Below are 21,306 nucleotides of genomic sequence, written 5' to 3'. Positions count from 1 at the left end.
TGAAGACGGAAGAACCATCCGGCCGCAAGGCAGGCGTGAAGGTGAAATCGGTCGCCGAGCTTGTCGACAAGCTCAAGAACGAAGCCGGCGTACTCTGAGATCTGGAAAGGGAGAACACGATAATGGCCATTCTTCTTCTGGCTGACCACAACAATGCGACCCTTTCCGACCAGACCGGCAAGGCACTCACGGCTGCTTCCAAGATTGGCGGCGACGTTCATGTGCTGGTCGCAGGCAAAGGCGCCAAGCCTGCTGCCGATGCCGCCGCAAAGCTCTCGGGCGTCTCCAAGGTCCTGCTCGTCGAAAGCGACGAGCTCGCCAACAATCTGGCAGAGCCGCTGGCCGACCTGATTGTCTCGCTGGCAGCGAGCTACGACACCATCATCTCGGCCGCCACCTCGGTCGGCAAGAACGTCCTGCCGCGCGTCGCAGCCCTTCTCGACGTCGCCCAGATCTCGGAAATCATCGAAGTCGTCTCGGCCGACACCTTCAAGCGGCCGATCTATGCCGGCAACGCCATTCAGACGGTGCAGTCGACCGACGCCAAGAAGGTGATCACGGTGCGCACTGCATCCTTCGGTTCTGCCGCAGAAGGCGGTTCGGCTTCGGTCGAGGCGATCCCCGCCGTGTCCGATCCGGGTCTGTCGACCTTCGTCAAGGATGCGCTGTCGACCTCCGACCGTCCGGAACTGACATCCGCCAAGATCATCATCTCCGGTGGCCGTGCGCTCGGTTCAGCCGAAAAATTTAAGGAAGTCATCCTGCCGGTCGCCGATAAGCTCGGTGCTGCCGTCGGTGCCTCGCGCGCGGCCGTCGATGCAGGTTACGCTCCGAACGACTGGCAGGTCGGACAGACCGGCAAGGTCGTCGCTCCGCAGCTCTACATCGCCTGCGGCATTTCGGGTGCGATCCAGCATCTCTCCGGCATGAAAGACTCGAAGGTCATCGTCGCCATCAACAAGGACGAGGAAGCGCCGATCTTCCAGGTCGCCGACTATGGCCTCGTGGCAGATCTCTTCGAGGTGCTGCCTGAGCTACAAAAGGCTATCTAACGCGATAGCCGAATTTTTACGCGCCGGGAATTGGGATTCAGATCCTTATCGAAGCGGCGGGAAACGATAGCGATATACAGAGGGATGGATGACGGATATGAATGAAATGACAGGGCAAGAAGATATCTACGATGCCGTAATTATCGGCTCAGGACCATCGGGGGCCATAACCGCTCACACCCTCGCGCTTGCAGGACTCCGTGTCGTATGTTTGGAACAGGGCGACTACGCGCTCCCTTCCGATTATGCCGCGAACTTCGATATGTGGGAGCTCGTGGCCCGGGGGCATTGGCAAGCAGAACCCAATCGTCGGCGCAATCCCGCAGATTATCCCTTGGATGTTTCCGACACAGACTTGGCGCCTTCGATGTACAGCGCGGTCGGAGGATCGACCATCCACTTCAGCGCTTTGTGGTCTCGCCTAGCACCTTCCGACTTCCGTGTACGCACAACGGATGGCGTGGCTGACGATTGGCCTATCAGCTACGCCGAATTGGCCCCCTTCTATGATGAAGTCGACGACTTCATCGGAGTTTCCGGGCTTGAGGGAGATCCTGCCTATCCCGAGGGTTATGCTCCGAAAATGCCGCCGATGCCCCTTGGCAAACATGGCATGAAGGCCGCGCAATCGATGAACGCTCTTGGCTGGCATTGGTGGCCCCATTCAAATGCGATACCAAGCCAGAAGATAGGGTCCCTTGCAGCATGCGCACGATGGGCCACATGTACGCAGGGCTGTCCAGAGGGAGCCAAAGCTTCTTTTGACCTAGCCTATTGGCCGGCGGCGATTAAAGCCGGAGCGAAATTGATTACCGGCGCAAGGGTGTCGAAAATAACGACGGACGAGAACGGCCGGGCCACGGGTGCAAGCTGGATCTCGAATGGCACTCGCTATCACACATCAGCGAAAACAGTCGTTGTTTGCGCGAATGGTATTGGCACCCCCCGGCTTCTTCTGCTTTCGCCAAGCGACAGACATCCCTTGGGGCTGGCCAATTCCTCTGGTTTAGTGGGTAAGAACCTGATGCTGCACCCCAATTGCGCGGTCATCGGCTATTACGACGATGAACTGGAGTCCTGGCGCGGTCCGGCCGGATCTGCGGCAAGTTCGATGCAGTTTTACGAAACCGATCTCTCGCGGGGGTTTGTTCGCGGTTCGAAATTGCACGCCTGTCCCACGCCGGGCCTACTATTCAACGGCGTAGACCCACACAGGTTGTTAGCGTTTGATGAGCTCTGGGGCAAGAGTTTCCATCGCGTCATCAGGGATGCACGCAACGCGATATTCTGGGCAGCCAACATTGACGACCTGCCCGAAGAAACGAACAGCGTGTCGCTTGATCCTATTTTGACAGATGGCGATGGCATCCCGGCACCGAAGATCAGTTATCGCTACAGTGAGAATACCCTGAAGATCAGGGACTTCACGGTTAAAAGGCTCAGTGAAATCCATGCGGCAGCTGGCGCGAAGAAGACAATCGAGATCGCCGATCTCCAGGGCGAGCCGGGGCACCTGCTTGGAACAGCAAGAATGGGAAAAGACCCAAAATCGTCTGTTGTAGACGAATACGGTCGCAGCCACGACGTTCCGAACGTGGTCATTTCCGATGGGAGCATTTTTGTCACCGGCGGAGCCGCGAACCCAACCAGTACAATAGCCGCGCTTGCACTCCGGAATGCCAAAGAACTCGTTCGCAACCTCAAAGGTGGTGCTTCACAATGACGAACAGCAATAAGTTGAACAGCGACAAGCGCCTGTCTGTTTCCAGGCCCGCCTCCGCTCCGCCACGAGCGTTCACGCAACGGGAACTGCAGACGTTGCGCATCATCGCGGATACCTTAATTCCACAAGAAGGTGATTTTCGCTCTGGCAGTTCCGTTGCCGAATTCAACGAACTCGTGACGAAGGCCGCTGCGATACTCGACAAACACTTCGAAATGCTGACAGCTCTTCTAGAGGTGTTGGGCTTCACGCCTGCGACAGAGATGTGGGCCAGGCTGAGAAGGCTGGCGGACGAGGACGGAGATGGATTTTATATTCTCTCCACCTTGATCGTCGGTGCGTACATCTATTCCGATGAAATGAAGGCAGAACTGAATTACCCGATTCCTCATCGCAATCCACCAAGTTTATTTGATGCCGCAGACGAACTCTCAAATGGAATTCTCGATCCAGTCATAGAGCGCGGCCCGATCTATAGAGTGGTTAAATGATCACTATGACTGAAGCGCCGATCGGCGTCGATGCGCTGCTGCCCGGCTGGCGTGCGGAGGCGGACCATCCCTTCAAAACCGCGGTGAAGGCAGACCACTTCCTGCTGCTCGGCCCGGCCGGCTCCATCCGCCTGCCGAACTTTGCCATGCCGCCGCTGATGAACAATCACGGCAACTACATCGTCTCGCTCGGCAACGTCTGTCGCTGGCTGGCGACGAAGGCCGAGGCGCTCGGCGTCGAGATCTATCCGGGCTTTGCCGCGACCGAAGTGCTCTACAATGATGAGGGCTCCGTCATCGGCGTCGCGACCGGCGACATGGGTATCGAGAAGAACGGCGAGCCCGGCCCGAACTATGCGCGCGGCATGGCGCTCATGGGCAAATATGTGCTTGTTGGAGAGGGCGTGCGCGGTTCGCTCGCCAAGCAACTGATTGCCAAGTTCGATCTCTCGAGCGGCCGCCAGCCCCAGAAATTCGGCATCGGCATCAAGGAGCTCTGGGAGGTCAAGCCGGAGAAGCACAAGCAGGGCCTGGTGCAGCACTCGTTCGGCTGGCCGCTCGGCATGAAGACCGGCGGCGGCTCCTTCCTCTACCATCTCGAAGACAATCAGGTTGCAGTCGGTTTCGTCGTGCACCTGAATTACAAGAACCCCTATCTTTATCCGTTCGAGGAATTCCAGCGCTTCAAGACGCATCCCGTGATCCGCGACACGTTCGAGGGCGGTAAGCGCCTGTCCTACGGCGCCCGCGCCATCACCGAGGGCGGTTACCAGTCGGTGCCAAAACTCACCTTCCCGGGCGGCGCGCTGATCGGCTGTTCGGCCGGCTTCGTCAACGTGCCGCGCATCAAGGGCAGCCACAATGCCGTGCTCTCGGGCATGATGGCCGCCGACCGCATCGCCGAGGCGATTGCTGCCGGCCGCGCCAATGACGAGGTGATCGAGATCGAGAACGAATGGCGCGGAACGGCTATCGGCAAGGACCTGAAGCGGGTGCGCAACGTCAAGCCGCTCTGGTCGAAGCTCGGCACCGTGCTCGGCATTTCGCTGGGCGGCCTCGACATGTGGATCAACCAGATTTTTGGCACCTCGCCCTTCACGCTGAAACACGGCAAGACCGATGCGCAGTCGCTCGAACCGGCCGCCAACCACAAGAAGATCGACTATCCGAAGCCGGATGGCGTGCTGACCTTCGACCGCCTGTCCTCCGTCTTCCTGTCGAACACCAATCACGAGGAAGACCAGCCGGTGCATCTGAAGGTGAAGGACATGGCGCTGCAGAAGTCCTCCGAACTCGGCATCTATGCCGGTCCGTCGACGCGCTACTGTCCTGCCGGCGTCTATGAATGGGTGAAGAAGGACCGCGAAGAAACCTTCGTCATCAACTCCCAGAACTGCGTCCACTGCAAGACCTGCGACATCAAGGACCCCAACCAGAACATCAACTGGGTGCCGCCGCAGGGCGGCGAGGGGCCGGTCTATCCGAATATGTAACTCTTTCTTTCGGAAACTGCCGACACGGCGGCATGCCATAAATCATGCCATAAATATGGTGATGTCACGTTGTTTGACTGAAGCCGGGCGAAGGGCTTGCCGTTGAACTCAGGCAGCTGCGCCGGTTACGGCCTTCCACTGCGCCATTGCGCGGATACGATGAATGTGGGTGGCGAGGGCGGTGTGCTTCTGATGGGACGGGACGAAGTGATTTCTGATTGCCGAAAAGACCGCGATGAATCGTTGCAATCCGCCGGCGGATCGGAAGCCTTGCATCATCCGTTCTGGCTTTCGCAGCGGCAGGTGTGAATTCTCCGCACGATTGTTCAGGCCTTTATGCGAGTGATGTTCAACGGTAGGCATGACGTCTCGCTTTGCCGCTCCATATGAGCGCAGCTTGTCGGTAACGATGCGCTTTGGCGACAGGCCTTGCTTCTTCAGTAACCTAATCAACAACCGCTTGGCTGCCTTTGTATCACGGCGGATCTGGACGATCTCGTCGAGAACATAGCCGTCCTGGTCTACGGCTCGCCAAAGCCAGTGCTTCCGGCCACCAATGGAAATCACCACTTCGTCCAGATGCCAGATGTCCTTTCGCGACGGCTTCTTTCTGCGCAACTGCTTTGGGTAGGCAGCACCGAACTTACGGCTCCATCGCCGGATCGTTTCGTAGGAGACAATGATGCCGCGTTCCAGAAGCATTTCCTCCACCAGCCGCAGGCTCAGAGGAAACCGGAAGTAAAGCCACACGGCATGGGCAATGATCGGCGGTGGAAAACGATGGTTCTTGTAGCTGACGATCGACGGGTTCATCGCGCCGGATTAGCAATCAACCGTTAAGCCACTAACAACGTGACATCACCCTATTATCTAATACGCCGTTCGCAGATCGCCGGCTACATTCCCGACGTCAAACGCCGGGCGCGTGAAATCAATGAGAGCATGCCTAAGTTTTCAGCGGACTTGCTGATGAGAGCTTTAATTGCGCGTGACATTCATATCAAAGGAGCGCGGATTCTGGTTCTTGGCATTACTTTCAAGGAGAATTGCTTGGACACCCGGAACTCTAAAGTTGGCGACCTTATATCCATCCTTTCTGAGTTTGGGTGTTTATGTGAAGTTTTCGATCCGCGCGCCAACGCGCAGAGTGTGGAACGGGACCTCGGTATAGAGTTGAGCCCCTCCTTGCCGGAAAGCGCATTTTCTGGCAGTTACGATGCTGTCATTCTGGCTGCACCTCATCAAGAATTTATTCAGATGGGTGCTCAACGGATACGCTCCTTCATGCGCCCAGGAGGCGTCTTGTTTGATATAAAGTCGGCCTTCTCGCGTGATGAAAGCGATCTCCGGCTCTGAGCGACTTTCGAGTTCCACTTGAAGGCGCTGGGTGAGACCGTATGCCCGTCTTCGTGGGTGAGGTGGTTCGCCCTACACTGGTCGTCCGAGGGTTGCTCGGACAGGCCGAGCCGATCCTCATCACACGAGGACGAGCCGTGGTAGATTATAGAAGCTTTTGTGGGATTGATGTCGCCAAACTGAAGAATGCGATTAACGTTGCTGAATCCGGTCGGGAGGGAGAGATCCGATTTTGGGGTGAGGTGGGAGCGTCTGATACCAGCATGCGCCGCATCATCCAGCGGATAGCTGCTAAGTTTGACCGCGTGCATTTCTGCTACGAGGCCGGCCCAGGGAGACATCGCTTACCGACGACAGGTGTGGCACGACGCCTTCACGTCCGTCCTGGCCAGCATGGAAGGGATAGGTCGCTCGCCTTGAATGGATATGAACCGCCGGCATGCTAATGTTTGAATGTATTCTCGCGATGCCATTGTAGAAATTGAGGATGCGGGCGTTCGTGAATACCTCCCGGCGAGATCGCCTTTCCAGTCTTGTTGATGAGACCCTGGATACTGTCGCGATCGTTTGCATGGCGTGAGACCAGGATCTCAAGATCGTCTGACAAGCCGATAAGGCCTCGATCAAACATCCAATGTGCGGTTCCGGAGAGCGCAATGCCGTTCGACAGGATGTCTGGTCCATTCGCTTCAACTGGGCGGATATGGGCAGCATCAACCTCGGCTCGGCCGCCGCCATTGATCAGCTTCAAGCCTGTTACCGCACATCGTTTGTCGTAGGCTTGCAAGATCAAGCGACGAAACAGGCGATCACGAACGATGCGCGACGAAAGCTGCGTGACCCGCGCCCTCTCCTGCTCGACCATAAAAGGAGCTTGGACATCCTCCGAGAACCCGTTCGGCGACAACGTGTCGATTGCTTGTCCTGACCGCGGCAGTTCCGGTTGATCTTCCGCCAGTCCGATAGAGAGAATGCGGTTGAAATCTGCTGCTGAGATCGGCCGCACTGCGGCCTGCGCTCGTCCCGAGATCCGTCCCGCTTCGTTCAGCACACCGCGCTCGATCACGCCATCCGGCCCGCTAAAAGGAACGGCGTTGACGAAATCGAGGTAGCTACCGGGTTCGATCAGAGCCAAATACATTTCGGGCGCTTTGGGATCTGGAATGACCTGTGCGACTTTGGCCACAGCGAAATATCCGCGGGTCGCCGCCACCTTTCGGGGCTCATAATAGATGATCCAGTCCCCAACACTGGCTTGGACACGGCTGAGATATTGGCCCGGAAACTGATATTGCTCAGCCGGGCTGTCGTCATAGATCGAATCTGTGCGGTGAATGAAAACCCCGAATCCCATTTGCAATATCTACCATGGCGATCGCGAATCAAAACAGGGAGATCGGTCATTATGCATGCCCTCAAGCGCGTCATGCTTTACGCGCGTTACTCAACAGATCAACAAAACCCCGCCTCGATCGAAACCCAGCTCGATCTCGGAAAAGAATTTATTCAACGGCAAGGCTGGTATCTGGCTAACGCTTTCGTTGATGCTGGCATCAGCGGCTCGTCTTTCGAAACGAGGCTAGGTCTTCAGGCTGCGTTGGCCCGGTCGAATGCTGGTGCATACGACGTTTTTCTCTGCCTCACCCTCGATCGCCTTTCCCGCGACCTGGAGCACAGCGCCCGTATTCTCAAGATCCTGCAGTTTCATGATGTTGAACTCTGGACGGTCCACGGTGCTTCAGCGGTGTCATCGATGGAATTGGGACTGCGCGCCGTCCTCAATCAGGAAGTTCTCGAGCAAGTCCGCTATCGCACGCGAGAGGGCATGAAAACCGTCGCTAAGCATGGCCGGGTACCTGGCGGCATCTGCTACGGTTACAGGGTGCGACGGGAGTTCGACGAGAACGGCGAGCCGGTGCGCGGCCTCCGTTCCATCGACCTCGATGAGGCGGCAACCATCGTCTGGATTTTCGAGCGATACGCGGATGGCCTTAGCCCGGTCAAGATTGCCGACGAACTCAATGCACGCGGAGTGCCCGGTCCACGCGGACGACGTTGGCAGGGTACCGCAATCCGCGGTCATCGAAATCGTGGCAGCGGCATTTTGAACAATCAGGCCTACATCGGGCGGATCATCTTCAACCGCCTCGCCTATCGCAAAAATCCCGCCACCGAACGTCGGGTCTCGCGGGAGAACGCTGCCGAGATGCATGTCGTTCAAGAGGTGCCGTCACTCAGGATCATTGACGACAGTCTCTGGCAACGCGTGAAGATGCGACAGGAAAACCGGTGCACTGGCTAGGATAGAGCTTCATCCCCGCTGGACTGGAAGGGTTTAGTCCGTATGCCAAGGATCGGCATCATTAGCCGCACATGAGCATCGATCCGCTCGAGAACCTTCGCCGGAACGACCTCGCGCTCCTGCAGCGACCACCAGAGCTCGTTAACGCGCTCGATAGTTTCGGCCACCGCCTTGAGAACCGCGGCTTCCGGCAGACGTGCGCGGTTGGCGAAGGCTTTCCATCGCTGCGCATTCATTGCCTTGAAGGGACGCTCGCCTGCAAGCGACAGCGCCATGGCGTCCGCTGGGATGTAGGGGATCGTCGAGAGCACATCATAGACAGGCGCGAGTTGCGGTTTGTCGCCAGCCTCGCGATAGATCAACGACCAGTTCTTCAGGTGCATGTCGCCATTGCCGGTCAAGGCAGCCAGTGCCAGTCGGCGGACGAACTCGAGCGCGGCGTCTGACGAAACGGCAACGTTCAGTGCTGCAGCGATATCATGATAGGCGGCTCCTTCGTATTTGCGAGAAGGATAGACGCCGAACACCTGCGCGAAATCCTCGATATGGATCCGCTCACCGCCAAGACCGCGATCGAAGCGTCTGACGAGCAGGACTTTTCCGTCCGACAGCGTCTCGAACTCTTCCGGGATACCCTCGAACTCCGACTGCTCGACAAGTTCACGTTCTGGTACCTCCATGCCGATCGCTTCGGCCAAAGCAAGATTGGCATATTCGTTTTCCGACACTCCGGGAAATGAGGTCGACGGAAATTTAGCAATATACGAACCTTGCTCATCGCCAAGCGGTAGGGTCAACCCACCACCTTTCCCCGTGTTCTTGATGACCGAAAGCTTCATCTGGACGCCGGCGAGCGAAAACCGAGCCTTCGGTTTCGGAACAGGCGGATCGTTGAGACCAGCAACCGTTCCGTCGCTCGGCACGACACGAACGGCACCCGGCAGATCTGACCCGAGTGCGACGAGCAGGTCGAAATCGTTGCCGGCGCGAACGGTACCGGCGTGGTGTTTTTCCATCGCCTCGCGCAGCTTGTCTTCGGGAAGCAGATTGGCGAAAAAAGCCGGCAAGGCCCTGGCAACAGGCTTCGGGTCCTTGCGCAAGCCGCCGGTGGCTGCGCGAAAAGACAGGCTGAGAACGGGAAAGCCGCCTGTTGCGCGATAGCTTTCCTCGAAGCTGAAGGCGTTGAAATCGCCGGGCGTCCGAACGATCGTGCCGACCTTCACGTCGTTCAGCATAACGTCAAGCGACGACATGGATCTCGGATCAGGAAAAGCCTTAGACACCAAGATCACCGTCCGGATGAGCGACAAATGCCGGGAGATCATCAAGATCGTCATGCGGCCGCAGCAACGCATCGACAGCAGGCACCATCGCCTGCGGCACGAGCATCAGTTCAAGCCCGAGAGCGCGGGCGATGTTGATCAGCGTCGTCGTGCGCGCCGCACTGCTTCCGGCCTCGATCTCACGATAGCGAGGACGCGATATGCCGGCCATGTCGGCGACTTGCTCCTGGGTCAACTGCCTGCCCTTACGAGTAGCCTTCAGCAACTGTCCGATATCCAGCAGGGCATCTGACTCAGACTGCGCCATCATACCTCCCTGTCATTCTTCACTGGAATCGAGGAAGACCTACCAAAATCATGCCTACGAGTCAAAATGAAAAGATATAAATAAGGATCATTTTCAAAAATAAGATCCATTCACATATCATTCACAGTGTTATTTAAATCACTGGGGCCTGTCTGGCTGATTGTCTCTACGATACATGCTTTGTTAAATCTGGGCTCTTATTTCCGCTCGCCCTCGGCACTGGTGCCAGAGAGAAACGGAATGAGTATGCCCAAACACGATCTTTCATCACGTCATTTTCAGCGAAAAATTTCGGAATTCTGCGAGGTGCGTATCGCGCCGATCGCGTCAAAACGGGTGCTAGAGAACGTCCGCCCCTATCTCATCAGCCTGATCATTTATCGCAAACGACCGCCGATCCTGAACGGCCATCTCGACTGGACCGCGATCGGAGAGGCCCGTGGGATCGAAGACGAAATGGCAGCTGAACTGAAGAAGCAGTTACGGCCGGCACTGGATGCGATCATCAGATGGCTGAAGGCACCGCCCGTCGCAGAAGACGTTCCGCCAGCGAAGCTGTCTGCGCGCGCAAGCAATGTCGAGCTGCTCAAAAGGACAGTGGCCGCCGCTTCGACCAGAAAACCCTAACGCGCTGGGGCCGACGGAGTTTTTGCACGGCACACGTCTACGTCACGCGGTCCGGCGCCAAAGCCGATCAGTCCGTTTCCGGATGCCTTGTTCGACGCGACCGACGATCCGGCAAGTTTTCAGGATGCGCTCATCTACCATATGCGCCGCTTCAGCGACAGCTACTGGCAGCTTTATCGCGCTATTATCCGCTTGACCGAGACCTTCGACAGCAAGACACTTCTGTCCTGGATCCAGGGCGAGCGTGTGCCGCGGTCGGTTGCGAGCTTCGACATCCTGCGGCGGATCGAGCAGCGCTATCGATTATCGGAAGGATACTTCAAGGCGAAGCTGCCGCATCAGGCGCGCTCACTCTACGGGCACGATCTCGGCGACATCAGTGCGGCCGAGCGGCGGCGGATTTCCTTGCACCTGCCGGATAATTTTAGCAGCCTCCCCTTCACCAAGCGGGAAGAGATCCTCGACTGGGTGCGTCGGGTGATCATTTCGGGATCAACCGAGTATCGCCGCTATCAAGCGGCAGCTAGCAAGCAGCGTTATGCGATCCGGTTTCCCGGTGTCACTTATGGCGGCGGCTCGCTGTCGCCCCGATCTCTGAAATCGGCAGTCGGCGCGAACCAGAACGTTGCCGAAGAGCTCGACGATCCCGACCTTCTGTCCGGAGTTGTTGACGCGCCGCCGCGGCTCGCCATGGAGATGGCTGACCTTATCCGGTTCAAGACCTCGACGCTGACGGCGATCGGTTTCCAGCGAAACGGGGTCTGGGGTGAGGAAACCGCATCCCAGAAGATCGAACATCTTGGCTTGATGTTCGGCGCACTGGCAGCTTCCCAAGCCGGTATCGTTAAAGGTCGCGGCATTCCGCTCAGCCAGTTGAGCTTTGGCCTGCTGGTTTTCCCAGGCGTCTGGGATTGGTACCTGCAATGGCGTGAACAGCGGCGCGGCTTCTATACCAAATGGGAGGAAGACATGTTGATGGTCGCCCAAGCTCTCACCCGCGCGGAGGTGGGCTGGATACGCCATAACTTAGCTGAACCGCCAAGCCTGCTGCATAAACACCCCTCACTATACCCATCAGTTCCGGTGGCGGGCGTGTCCTCGTCCTGACTTCAAAAATTGCGTTTGTGTATTCTAAACAACCGCAGGTCTAATCCTCGCAATCTGAACAATTTGCCAATGCGATCTACACAACGAGCGACCGCTCAATTTGGCCCATGGACCGCTTTTGACCAAATTGCCGTGACCAGTGCGGACCCATGCCAACCTAAGACTTGGCTGGCGCCAGCACGAAATCGTGCTCGACCTGCCAGAATTTTCCCTCAAAGCCGAGCTCTCTGGCTCGAGCGGGATCCTCGGTCAGCTTGAATTCGGCAAGAAGGCTCTCCTTCACGCCAAACACTGCGTCCGAATGGATGTAGGGATCGTCGGGATCAAAGATGTGCGTGACAAGCGTTTCGAACCCTTCCGCCTTGATGATGTAATGCAGATGCGCCGGCCTGAAAGGGTGTCGGCCGAGCGCACCCAACATCTGTCCGACCGGCCCGTCATCGGGGATCGGATAATATTTGGGCTTGACCGCGTGGAACCAATAGCGCCCGTCCTTTCCCGTTCGGAATACGCCGCGCAAGTTGAAATCCGGCTGGATACCTTGCTGCTGCACGTCATAGAAACCTTCGTTATTGGCCTGCCAGACATCGAGGACGGCATTGGCGATCGGCTCGCCATCGGTATCCAGGATACCGCCACTGATGACCATGTCCTCGCCCTTGTGGTCGAGGCAGATATTGGCACCCATCGGCAGTTCAGGGGCATCGGCGACGTGGAACGGTCCGAGTACCGTGCTCTCCGAAGCGCCGGTGGGCTTGCGATTGTTGATCGCATCGACCAGCATCGAAACACCGAGCACATCCGATAGCAGGATGAATTCCTGCCGCCAATCGGTACAGGTGTGGCCTGTGCGCGTGAGGAAAAGGATCGCATCCATCCATTCCTCCTGCGTCGGTTCCAGTTCCTTCACCGCTTCGTGGAGCTTGCGGGTGACCACCTCCATGATCACCTTCAACCGCTCGCTCCTTGCCCCGCCATTGCGGCTTGTGACGACGTCGACGGAATTTTCTTCGGTGAAATAACCGTTTTCTTCAGCACCCATGACGACCTCAGCGATCCAGGATTGTTTTCAGGACGTGGCGCAGTTCGGCTTCCGGTTCGGGGGCCGCCGTGTGCGAACGCCAGGCGACATGATGGTCGGGACGAACGAGCAAGGCGCCGGAATCACTGATCTCGCGGGCACGCGCCCAATCTCCCGTCAGATCCTGCCAGGCCTGCCGGGGGCCGATCTTGTGGACGGCGATCGGCACGCTGAACTCCTTCGACAGCGCCTTTGCCGCTGAAACCCAGCTGTCGCCGCCGATCCCGGTCAGGATCGTGAAGAGGCCATGACCGGTGAGATCGAGGCTGGAGACATTTTCTCCCTGCGCCCCGAACAGCCAGACATGCGGCAGCCTTGCACCAGGCCATGTCGTCGGCTGGCAATGAAGTTCGGCGTCCTTTTCGAAGGCAGGCTCCGGCTGCCCATCCTTGACGACCGCCTTCGATGCATAGCGATGGTTCATTTCGACGCCATGGGCATCGAATTCATAGACCTTATAGGCAATGGCATCGCGGATGGCAGCGCGCTGGCGTTCGGCGGCCTCGCCGTCATCGCAACGCGCATCCATGTTCTGCTGCATCTTCACCGGATCGACGGAGTCGAGCAGTCCAAGCGCCTTGAAGATCGGGCCGAATTCCTCGATCGACTTGTTGGCGCGGGTGACGATCTGCTTGGCGATGGGCGCGCGCTCAGCCTGATAGCTGTCGAGAAGCCCCATTCCCGCCTGGCCCCCGATCACCATGGCAAGCTTCCAGGCAAGGTTGAACCCGTCCTGGATCGAGGTGTTGGAACCGAGGCCGTTCGATGGCGGGTGTCGATGCACAGCGTCGCCCATGCAGAAGACCCGGCCGTTCGACAAGGTCGTCGCATACATATTGTTGACCGTCCAGGTGGAGACCGACTTGATCTTCGGCTCAAGCTCGGGAACGCCGACGAGTTCACGCACGACCTTGGTGGCAAGGGCGTTGTCGACGGCAGGCGCCGGCTGGTTGATGTCGTAACCCCAGACGATCAGCCACTCGTTCCATGGCCTGACCATGCGCACGAGGCCCATGCCGATGCCGCCGACATCAGCGCCCGGCTGCAGCACCCAGTAAAGTACGGAGGGGCGATGGGCGACATAGCGTGACAGATCAGCCTCGAAGAGGATGTTCATCGAGCCGGCCACACCCATCCGGCCCTCGAAGGTCAGGCCGGCATGTTCGGCCACCTTCGAATTGCCGCCGTCGGCGCCGACGAGGAATTTCGAGCGGATCGTCAATTCCTTCCCCGTCAGGCGATCGAGGCAGGTCGTCGTAACACCGTCCACGTCCTGGACGTGGCTCAGATATTCGGTCGACATGCGCGGCTGGGCGCCGCGCGAGCAGGCCGTCTTGAAAAGGAGCGGCTCCATGTAGGTCTGCGGCAGGTCGTTCATCCGGCCGGGTGAGGACAGGATATGCTCGGCGCGCGACAGCGGATGATTGCCCCAGCTCTGCATGCGGCCGATTTCCTCGCCGGCGACCGCCGTGCAGAAGACGTTCTGGCCCATCAGGTCTTGTTCGGTCGCAAACAGATAGGCCTCGTCCTCAACATCCCGGCCGAGATCGCGCAGAACCTCCATTGTACGCTGGTTGGTGATATGCGCGCGCGGCGTATTGGCGAGCCAGCGATAGCGATTGATCACGAGCGGCTCCAGACCGTAGCTCGCAAGCAATGCGGCAGTCGCCGAGCCCGCAGGTCCCGTGCCTATGATCAAGACGTCGGTGTTGATATCAGCCATTCGGCCCTCCCTTTTCATTTGGTAGAACAGGTCCGCCCCTGAGCAGGCGGCGAACCGGAAAGAGTTCCCAACCGGTGCGGTCGGATATCAGCCCCCAGAGCCCCCGGGGCGCAAACAGCATGGTGATGATGGCAAGCGCCCCGAGCGCCAGAAGGTACCAGGAGCCGTAGGCCGAAAAAGCGTTCTGCAGGAAAAAGAAGACCAGCACGCCAAGGATCGGCCCTTCGATCGTGCCTATCCCACCGATGACCGTGATGAAGATGACATAGGCCGTCCAGTCGGTCAGCGAGAAGGCGGCATCGGGCGATATCCGCCCCTTCTGGAGATAGATGAGCGCGCCGATGATGCCGGTGATGAAGGCCGTGAGCAGGTAGATCATCGTCTTCAGCCGGCGTGCATCGACGCCGAGTGCACGCGCAGCCGTCTCGTTGTCGCGCACCGCGGCAAGCCCGAGACCCTGGCGGCTGCGCAACAGCTTGTAGACAGTCGCAATCGTTGCGGCCGCAACGATCAGTGCGAGCCAGAAGGACAGGGCATCGGCTGCCGCGGCCGCCCGCATGCCAAACCAGTCTTCAAGCAGGGAGATGCCGAGCATGTCGCGGGTCGCATCGCGCGGCAGCGACGTGCCGGTGCCGCCGCCGAGCGCCTTCCATTGGGCAAGCAACAGTCGCCCGATCTCGGCAATCACCCAGGTTCCGATCGCAAAATACGGGCCGTAGAGGCGAAAGGCGAAGAAAGCGGTCGGTACGGCAATCAGCATGGCGGCGACGCCGGCAAGCGGAATGGCGAGGATCGGATCGAGCCCGGCAAGGATGACAAGGCCGAAAAGAGCATAGGCGCCGCAGCCGACGAAGAGCTGCTGGCCGACCGAAATCAGCCCCGCATAACCGGCAAGCAGGTTCCAGCTCTGCGCCAGGGTCAGCATCGTCAGGATGAAGAACAGATCCTGCACCACCCCGCGTGACAGGAAAAGCGGTGCTGCCGCAAGGCCGGCGAGCACAACCAAGCAGACCAGCGAAAAGATCTCGGACAGCCGCGTGCCTGTTTCGATCCTCCAATCCGGGGATGCTTGACTATCGGTTGTCATGGTTTCCAAACCCGTGGTCATGGCGCGGCCTCAATCGACAGCGCGCGGAAAGAGGCCGCGCGGCCGCAGGAGCAGAACGATCAGGAAGGCGATATGCCCGGCAAGGATCTGCCATTCCGGATTGATGGCGGCACCGATCGTCTGCGCAAGTCCGAGGATGACGCCGCCGGCAAGCGTGCCCCAGAGCGATCCGAGACCGCCGATGATGACCGCTTCGAAAGCATAGATCAGCCGTGCCGGCCCGGCCGTCGGATCGAAATTTGCCCGCATGCCGAGATAGAGCGCGGCAATGGTCACGATCATCATCGCCAGTCCCGTGGCGATCGCAAAGATCGAGTTCGGGCGGATGCCCATCAGGCCGGCGGTGACCACATCGTCCGACGTGGCGCGGAAGGCGCGCCCGAGTGCGGTGCGATAGATGAGCTGGTTCAGAGCGACAATCACCACGACAGCCGAGCCGAAAGTCAGAAGCGGCATCAATCCGGCATTGATGCCGCCCAGCTGCAGCGAGGCAGTCTCAAGCGATCCGGCGGAAATCCTTCTGCTGTCGGCAGTGAAGACCTCCAGAAGACCATTTTGGATGACGATGGACAGGCCGAAGGTCACAAGCAGTGGCGGCAAGACATCCTTGCCGAGCGTGCGATTGAGAAGGTGGTACTGCAGCAGCCAGCCGATCGCAAACATCAAGGGCGCTGCAATCAGCGCCGCGATGAATGGATCGAGGCCGAGCGACGAAACGAGAAGCAGGATCATGAAGGCTGCCAGCACGATGAGGTCGCCATGGGCAAGATTCACAAGCCGCATGATGCCGAACACCAGACTGAGGCCGGCCGCAAACAGTGCATAGAGCCCGCCGAGCAACACGCCCTGAAGAAGCGTATCAAGCCAGTTCATCGCTCTCCGCTCCAAAATAGGCTGCATGGATCTGGGTCCGATCGAGGTCGGCCGGGCGCCCGCTCAGGGTGATCCGTCCCTCCATCATGCAATAGACGCGATCGGCGACCTTCAGGGCCTGGGCGATATCCTGCTCGACGATGACGATTGCCATGCCGGATGCGCGAATGCGGCTGAAGGCTGCGTAGATATCCTTGATGACGACGGGCGCCAGACCGAGGCTGAGCTCATCGCAGAGCAAGATCTCGGGGTTCGACATCAGGGCACGGCCGATTGCCACCATCTGTTGTTGGCCGCCCGAAAGCGCAGTCGCCGGATTGCCGCGCCTTTCCTTCAGGATCGGAAACAGCGTGTAGACGCTTTCCAGCGACCAGGGGCCGGATCGCTTGCAGCCGTAGCTGCCGACCTGCAGATTTTCTTCCACCGTCAGCGAGGCAAAGAGCTTGCGCCCTTCCGGCACGAGAGCAATGCCGCGGCGCACGACATCAAAAGAAGGCATCGCACCGATCGCCTCGCCCTGATGCAGGACCATATCCGCCCGGTTGGCAATCACACCTGCAATCGAGCGCATCAGCGTCGACTTGCCGGCACCGTTGGCGCCGATGACGGCAATCGTCTCGCCGGCATCGAGATTAATGTCGATGCCGAAGACGGCCTGGAAATCACCGTAAAAGGCCGTCAGGCCGCGGGTTTCAAGAAGGCTTGCCATCAGACCTCCATACCGAGATAGATGGCGCGCACCTCGTCCGAAGCCATGATCGCTTCCGGTGCACCGATACCGACGACACGCCCGAAATTGAGGACTAGGATGCGCTCGGCAACGGCGGTCAGCGCGTGCAGCACATGCTCGATCCAGATGATGGTCATGCCGCGCTGGTGAATGCGCCTGATCGTCGCCACCAATTGCCGGCATTCGCCCTCTGTCAGGCCGCCGGCGATTTCGTCGAGAAGCAGGAGCTTCGGCCGGGTGGCAAGCGCGCGGGCGAGTTCCAGCCGCTTGCGCTCTAGAAGGGTCAGCGATGCCGCCTGTCTATTGGCCTTGGCGATCAGGCCGGTCTCGACCAGGATGTCGGCGCAGAAACCGGCGACATCGGCTTCGCTCGCCCGTGTGCCGAAAGCGCCTGCGACGAGCAGGTTTTCATAGACGGTCAGACGCTCGAAGGGCTGCGGGATCTGGAAGGTGCGGCCCATGCCGGCAAGGCAGCGCTGCATCGGCGGCGTATGGGTAACGTCCCGGCCGTCGAAGCGGATTGCCCCGCCCGCGACGGACAGATTACCGTTGATCAGGTTGAAGAGCGTGGATTTGCCGGCACCATTCGGCCCGATGACGCCGAGCGCTTCGCCTGGCTCGACCGAAAAGCGGATATCCTCGGCAACGACGAGCGCACCGAAGGATTTCGAGACAGCATTGAGTTCCAGGATGGGCATCGGCCAATCTCCGCAAAGATCCGCCCGGCCGCAAAGCCGGGCGGACGTGCCTTACGCCAGCGCTTCGAGCTTGCCGCCGAGCGGCACGTTCGAGGCAAGGCCGTTTTCGACGACGATGAGATCGTAGCCGCCGCCCGATTTCATCCGCCACTGACCGCCGACCAGCGGCGTCTTGGCGACGTTCTTCTGGGCGAAGGGCGGAAGCTTCTCATTGCCCCAGGCAATAGGTCCGACAAGCGTGTCGAGCTTGGTCTCGCCGATCGCTTTTGCGACCGCATCACCGTCGCTGACATCGCCGGCGCGCTTCATCACGTCAACGGCAAGCTCGAACAGTGCATGGGCAAAACCGATCGGCTGCGTCCAGGGACGGCCTGTGGATTTCGTAAAGGCATCGGCGACGGCAGCCGTCGTCTCGCCCGTCAGTGACGATTTGAACGGATGGCTCGGTGTCCACCAGACTTCCGTCGACAGATTGTGGCCGGCATTGCCGAGCGCCTCAACCGTCTGCGGAAAGAGCAGCGCCTTGCCGATCGAGGCGATCTTTGGCTTCAGACCCTGCTGCTTGGCCTGGTTCCAGAAGGTGGTGAGATCCGGCGGGATCATCACGCCGGTCAGAATATCCGTGCCGGCCTGCTTGAAGGCATTGATCTGCGCGGAGAAATCGTCCGTCAGGTTCTGATAGCGACCCGTGTCCGTCAGCCCATAGCCGAGCTTTTCAAGCACCGGCGGGAAGCCGACGACCTTGTCGCCCCAGGCATTGCCGTCCCCGTCATTCGGAAAGAGCCCGCCGATCTTCTTGTTGGTTTCGATCTGCCCCCACATGCCGGTGAAGACGGCAATGATATCCTCCAGGCCCCAGAAGAAATGATAGGCATAGTCGAAGGGCTTCCATGAGGCAGGATCGCCCGGATTGCCCTGCTGGCCGATGAACCAGGGTTGCCAGGGCGCAACCGTGGAAATGCAGGGCATGCCCTCGCCTTCGCAGATCGTCGAGACCGGATTGGTCGTCTCCGGCGTCGAGGAAACCAGCATCAGGTTGATCTGGTCATCGACGATCAGCTCCTTGGCGACCTCGGCAGCGCGGTTGGGGTTAGATTGGCTGTCCTTGACCACGACCTCATAGTTGAGGCCGAGCTTCTTGGTCGTCGCCAGGAAAGCGTCGATGACGAACTTGTCGGCCTCCCCGAAGGCTGCAAGCGGACCGGTCTGGGGGCTGACATAGCCAAGCTTGATTGCCGCCGTCTGACCGATTGCCGGCGTGGCAAGGCTGGATGCGACAATCGCGGCTCCGCCGGCTGCCGTCGTCTTCAGAAAATCGCGCCTCGTAAACATGTGTCCTCCCATTGTCCTCTCCTCCCAAAGAGTGCTTAGTCAGGCAGACGATCAATCTGCCGGTCGGCGGCCGTCCCAGGCCTCTTGCAAAAGCGCCCTGATTGAATCCCGGTCGATCGGGCGCGGGTTCCAGTATGGATTCTCAACGGCAATCGACGCCGCACGGTCGAGATCGGCCTCGGTCAGCCCGAATTCCTTGAGCGTCAACGGCGCGCCAATCGACCTGGCGAAATCCCACAGCCCGCCGCCGATCGAGCCTGCGAAGAGATCGGCAGCAGGGGCAAGTTCGATTGCTGCGGCCCTGGCATTGAATGCGGCCGTATGCGGCAGCATCACCGCATGGGTCTCGGCATGCGGGGTGTCGAAGGAGCCGCCGAGCGTGTGGCAGATCTTGTGATGCAGCGCCATGCCGACCGTGCCAAGCACCGTGCCGCAGAGCCAGGCGCCGTAGAGCGCTTCATTTCGGGCATCGGCATCGTCAGGCGCTGTTACGATTTTTGGCAGGCTTCTGGAAAAAGCGCGCAGCCCCTCGAGCGCCATCAGGGTCGAAATAGGATTACGATCACGTGCATAAAGGCCCTCGAGCGCATGCGCCATGGCGTTGAGGCCGCTCGTCACACTCATCGAAACCGGTAGCCCCAGGGTCAAGGCCGGGTCGTAGATGACGATTTCCGGCAGGATCCGTGCATCGCGCACGGTCGTCTTGCGACCGCCTTCCGTCTGGCCAAGAATGGGCGTGACCTCGGAACCGGCATAGGTGGTCGGCACGACGATCTGCAGAAGGTCGGTGCGATAGGCAATCGCCTTGCCAAGGCCAGTCGTCGATCCTCCGCCAAGCGAGACCACACAATCCGCCTCGATTTCGGCCACCATCTTCATCGCGGTCTCGGTCACGTCGACCGGCGTGTGCATGGTAGCGCCGGCAAAAACGCCGCAGGCAAGGGAGCCAATTTCGGTTGCCAGCGCTTCCGCATCCGCCCTTTGATGGGGCGTTGCAAGGACGAGCGCCCGCTTGCAGCCCGTCGTCACAATCCATTCGGCGACCTTGCTCCTGCTGCCGTCGCCGAAGACAATCCGGGCCGGACTGCCGGCATAGGAAAACGCGTCGATCATGCCGCCCTCCCCGGTTTTGCCCGGACCATGACGAAGATAAGCTCCACCGCCTTTGCACTACGTCCGTCGACCTCGACGGGATCGAAAGAGGTGATGAGTTCGGGCCGCACGCCAAACAGCGCGTCTTCGTGCAGGTGCGGATCGCTTGCGTCATAAACGTGCGTCGTAATCGTCTCGAAGCCCTTTGCACGCACGACGAAATGCAGATGCGCCGGCCGGCGCAAGGGATAACCGGCCGCAGACAGCAGCCGACCGACTGGACCGTCGGCCGGCACGCCGTAGCCGGACGGAACAATAGAGCGATAGGAAAAGCACCCCTCTACATCGGTTCTGAACAGGCCCCGCAGATTATGTTCGGGCTGGAGATCCGGTTGCTGGTTCTCGTAGAAGCCCTCTGCATTGGCCTGCCAGGTCACGACCTCAGCGCCTGCGACGGGCAGGCCGTCGAGATCCTGAACGCGAACCGACACCATAAGCGGTTCGCCGATGCCATCGAGCGAGATCGACGAAGCCGAAGCACGTGCAGGCGCATCGGCTCGGAAGAAGGGGCCGCGGATGGTATTGGGAGTTGCCCCCTTCGGCCGACGCGAATTGATGTCTTCAATAAGTGCCGAAGCGCCGATCAGGTCGGACAGAAGCACCCATTCCTGCCGGCGCTCGTCCGAAGCATGACCCACCTCCGTCAGAAAAGCGATGAACCTTCGCCACTCGTCCTGGGTCGGCCGAAATTGCTTGATGAGGTCGTGCGCATGGGTCACGGCGGCTGCGAGCAACTCGACTAGCCTCGCGTCCCTGCCGGCAGAAAAACGCTCAGCGAAGGCTTCAGACGATGTCGCCTCGCTGAATGTGAGCGGTTGAGAGCGCCCCGCCATGCCAATCCTCCCCGACTTGCTCTGCGACGTATGCG

The 21,306-nt window shown here is 59.4% G+C and carries 18 protein-coding genes and 4 pseudogenes; 9 read left to right on the top strand and 13 right to left on the bottom strand.

What is annotated here, in order from left to right; translation table 11 throughout:
- The 5 genes and pseudogenes from AC1DM5_RS25955 to AC1DM5_RS25935 form a co-directional block, all read left to right on the top strand.
- Window positions 1–98: pseudogene (locus AC1DM5_RS25955) on the top strand (electron transfer flavoprotein subunit beta/FixA family protein); the annotation flags it as partial.
- Between the two features lie 24 nt (window positions 99–122).
- Complete coding sequence (locus AC1DM5_RS25950) at window positions 123–1,052, top strand: electron transfer flavoprotein subunit alpha/FixB family protein (protein WP_477824386.1); 930 nt, start codon at window positions 123–125, stop codon at window positions 1,050–1,052.
- Window positions 1,053–1,140: 88 nt separating this feature from the next.
- Window positions 1,141–2,775 (top strand): GMC family oxidoreductase, encoded by a 1,635-nt coding sequence (locus AC1DM5_RS25945; RefSeq protein WP_477824385.1) that lies wholly within the window; start codon window positions 1,141–1,143, stop codon window positions 2,773–2,775.
- Window positions 2,772–3,266, top strand: a complete 495-nt coding sequence (locus tag AC1DM5_RS25940) for a hypothetical protein (protein WP_477824384.1) — start codon at window positions 2,772–2,774, stop codon at window positions 3,264–3,266. The genes AC1DM5_RS25945 and AC1DM5_RS25940 overlap by 4 nt, the downstream gene beginning before the upstream one ends.
- Window positions 3,267–3,283: 17 nt before the next feature.
- Window positions 3,284–4,759: pseudogene (locus AC1DM5_RS25935) on the top strand (electron transfer flavoprotein-ubiquinone oxidoreductase); the annotation flags it as partial.
- Window positions 4,760–4,867: 108 nt separating this feature from the next.
- On the opposite strand, the gene AC1DM5_RS25930 reads toward AC1DM5_RS25935, so the two are convergent.
- On the bottom strand, window positions 4,868–5,572 hold the full coding sequence (locus AC1DM5_RS25930; protein ID WP_477820101.1) for an IS6 family transposase: 705 nt from the start codon (window positions 5,570–5,572) through the stop codon (window positions 4,868–4,870).
- Window positions 5,573–5,611: 39 nt separating this feature from the next.
- Here AC1DM5_RS25930 and AC1DM5_RS25925 point away from each other — a divergent pair, with 39 nt between their 5' ends.
- Both AC1DM5_RS25925 and AC1DM5_RS25920 read left to right on the top strand, forming a co-directional pair.
- Window positions 5,612–6,115: a UDP binding domain-containing protein gene (locus AC1DM5_RS25925; RefSeq protein ID WP_477975965.1), complete on the top strand. Its 504-nt coding sequence runs from the start codon at window positions 5,612–5,614 to the stop codon at window positions 6,113–6,115.
- Window positions 6,116–6,252: 137 nt separating this feature from the next.
- Window positions 6,253–6,462, top strand: a pseudogene (locus AC1DM5_RS25920) (IS110 family transposase); the annotation flags it as partial.
- A 95-nt stretch (window positions 6,463–6,557) separates the two neighbouring features.
- Here the strand turns inward: AC1DM5_RS25920 and AC1DM5_RS25915 are convergent.
- Window positions 6,558–7,469 carry an HNH endonuclease gene (locus AC1DM5_RS25915; RefSeq protein WP_477820099.1) on the bottom strand — a complete coding sequence of 304 codons (912 nt, stop codon included), beginning with the start codon at window positions 7,467–7,469 and terminating at the stop codon, window positions 6,558–6,560.
- Between the two features lie 51 nt (window positions 7,470–7,520).
- On the opposite strand from AC1DM5_RS25915, the gene AC1DM5_RS25910 reads away from it, so the two are divergent.
- Entirely contained in the window at window positions 7,521–8,417 is an 897-nt protein-coding gene (locus AC1DM5_RS25910) for a recombinase family protein (RefSeq protein WP_477820098.1), read from the top strand.
- Here the strand turns inward: AC1DM5_RS25910 and AC1DM5_RS25905 are convergent.
- Window positions 8,414–9,670: a type II toxin-antitoxin system HipA family toxin gene (locus tag AC1DM5_RS25905; protein ID WP_477820097.1), complete on the bottom strand. Its 1,257-nt coding sequence runs from the start codon at window positions 9,668–9,670 to the stop codon at window positions 8,414–8,416. The two genes, AC1DM5_RS25910 and AC1DM5_RS25905, sit on opposite strands and share 4 nt — an antisense overlap.
- A 22-nt stretch (window positions 9,671–9,692) precedes the next feature.
- Window positions 9,693–10,007, bottom strand: a complete 315-nt coding sequence (locus AC1DM5_RS25900; protein ID WP_477820096.1) for a helix-turn-helix domain-containing protein — start codon at window positions 10,005–10,007, stop codon at window positions 9,693–9,695.
- Window positions 10,008–10,247: 240 nt separating this feature from the next.
- Here AC1DM5_RS25900 and AC1DM5_RS25895 point away from each other — a divergent pair.
- Window positions 10,248–11,729, top strand: a pseudogene (locus tag AC1DM5_RS25895) (hypothetical protein); the annotation flags it as partial.
- 169 nt (window positions 11,730–11,898) lie between these two features.
- Here the strand turns inward: AC1DM5_RS25895 and AC1DM5_RS25890 are convergent.
- From AC1DM5_RS25890 to AC1DM5_RS25850, 9 genes are read right to left on the bottom strand one after another with little or no spacing between them, the layout of a single operon-like run.
- On the bottom strand, window positions 11,899–12,783 hold the full coding sequence (locus AC1DM5_RS25890) for an intradiol ring-cleavage dioxygenase (protein WP_477820095.1): 885 nt from the start codon (window positions 12,781–12,783) through the stop codon (window positions 11,899–11,901).
- A 7-nt stretch (window positions 12,784–12,790) separates the two neighbouring features.
- The gene (locus AC1DM5_RS25885) at window positions 12,791–14,545 is read right to left on the bottom strand and encodes an FAD-dependent oxidoreductase (RefSeq protein ID WP_477820094.1); all 1,755 of its coding nucleotides are present in this window, start codon (window positions 14,543–14,545) and stop codon (window positions 12,791–12,793) included.
- Window positions 14,538–15,653 carry a branched-chain amino acid ABC transporter permease gene (locus AC1DM5_RS25880; protein WP_477820093.1) on the bottom strand — a complete coding sequence of 372 codons (1,116 nt, stop codon included), beginning with the start codon at window positions 15,651–15,653 and terminating at the stop codon, window positions 14,538–14,540. Before AC1DM5_RS25880 ends, AC1DM5_RS25885 begins: the two co-directional genes overlap by 8 nt.
- Window positions 15,654–15,662: 9 nt before the next feature.
- Window positions 15,663–16,526 (bottom strand): branched-chain amino acid ABC transporter permease, encoded by an 864-nt coding sequence (locus AC1DM5_RS25875; RefSeq protein ID WP_477820092.1) that lies wholly within the window; start codon window positions 16,524–16,526, stop codon window positions 15,663–15,665.
- The gene (locus AC1DM5_RS25870; RefSeq protein ID WP_477820091.1) at window positions 16,513–17,235 is read right to left on the bottom strand and encodes an ABC transporter ATP-binding protein; all 723 of its coding nucleotides are present in this window, start codon (window positions 17,233–17,235) and stop codon (window positions 16,513–16,515) included. Before AC1DM5_RS25870 ends, AC1DM5_RS25875 begins: the two co-directional genes overlap by 14 nt.
- A complete protein-coding gene (locus AC1DM5_RS25865) occupies window positions 17,235–17,954 on the bottom strand; it encodes an ABC transporter ATP-binding protein (protein WP_477820090.1) in 720 nt (239 codons plus the stop codon). The genes AC1DM5_RS25870 and AC1DM5_RS25865 overlap by 1 nt, the downstream gene beginning before the upstream one ends.
- Before the next feature lie 51 nt (window positions 17,955–18,005).
- The gene (locus AC1DM5_RS25860) at window positions 18,006–19,286 is read right to left on the bottom strand and encodes an ABC transporter substrate-binding protein (protein ID WP_477820089.1); all 1,281 of its coding nucleotides are present in this window, start codon (window positions 19,284–19,286) and stop codon (window positions 18,006–18,008) included.
- Window positions 19,287–19,337: 51 nt separating this feature from the next.
- Window positions 19,338–20,399, bottom strand: a complete 1,062-nt coding sequence (locus AC1DM5_RS25855; RefSeq protein WP_477820088.1) for a maleylacetate reductase — start codon at window positions 20,397–20,399, stop codon at window positions 19,338–19,340.
- Window positions 20,396–21,271: a dioxygenase family protein gene (locus AC1DM5_RS25850; protein ID WP_477820087.1), complete on the bottom strand. Its 876-nt coding sequence runs from the start codon at window positions 21,269–21,271 to the stop codon at window positions 20,396–20,398. The genes AC1DM5_RS25855 and AC1DM5_RS25850 overlap by 4 nt, the downstream gene beginning before the upstream one ends.
- Between the last annotated feature and the right edge of the window lie 35 nt (window positions 21,272–21,306).

The sequence above is a fragment of the Rhizobium sp. 01T437 genome (genome assembly GCF_056398505.1).
Note: the sequence above shows the minus strand (reverse complement) of the source record. Positions and strands in the feature narration are given on the sequence as shown.